Raw genomic sequence first — 880 nt, 5'->3', positions numbered from 1 at the left:
TTTTTGCAACTCAAATTATTTTTATTTCTTTTTTATTGATAACAATTCAATCATTTTACCTCTTATAAATTATAAATTAAAATCAACATAAAAATTATTTTCCATGTTTTTTTCTATTATTTCCTTATTTAAATTAATCCAACTTTTACACTTATCTAAAATTAGTGCATCGCTACTTATAACATTTTCTAATTTTTCTAATGTTGCATCCACATTGCTTATATTAAAAACTTCAACTTCAAAAGAAAAGTTTTTTAATAATTCTTCTATCTTTTTCTTTAAATTTCCCGAGTTGGATACAGGAGAGTCTAGATAAAAATTTGCCTTTTTAATTTTATTTTTTTCTAAACTGGACCCAATATTTAGTATTGCATCTTTCGTTTTATCTATAATACCATATGTCCCTCTTAGTCCTGCTAAATCCCTATATGTACCATCCATGCATTTAACCAACAAAGAATTAGATAAAGCTACTTCCAAAGTTATTATAGTATTAAAACCATCAATATTTACTATGCTATTTTCAATATTTATATTAACCTCTTTATCTTTTCTAATTTTAATATTTTTCTCAGAAGAAATACCTCTGGTTAAAGCCAGTCTTTGCCTTTCGGATAATAAGTAATGATTTCCCACAAATACTGATGCTCCTTTTATCTTGTATCCATGATTCAATAAATAATATAAGTCTTTTCCTGCATTATAGAGATTATCTAGATTATTATCAATAAATTCTTTTTGGTCACTAGGAAAATAACCCCTTCTAACAACTTTGCACATAATTTACACTCCAGTATTTAAATTTATCAATTATAGTTTTACCAATATTGAATATTTTCATTAAAAAAGCGCTAGTATTTCTACTAGCGCACTATGGAAT

General features: G+C 25.2%; 1 protein-coding gene. It reads right to left on the bottom strand.

Annotated features, from left to right (window positions below):
- Positions 1-69: 69 nt before the first annotated feature.
- Entirely contained in the window at positions 70-780 is a 711-nt protein-coding gene (locus QX51_RS00875) for a DUF434 domain-containing protein (protein ID WP_039678013.1), read from the bottom strand.
- Positions 781-880 lie beyond the last annotated feature (100 nt).

The organism is Terrisporobacter othiniensis (genome assembly GCF_000808015.1).
Classification (GTDB): Bacteria; Bacillota; Clostridia; order Peptostreptococcales; family Peptostreptococcaceae; genus Terrisporobacter; species Terrisporobacter muris.
Note: the sequence above shows the minus strand (reverse complement) of the source record. Positions and strands in the feature narration are given on the sequence as shown.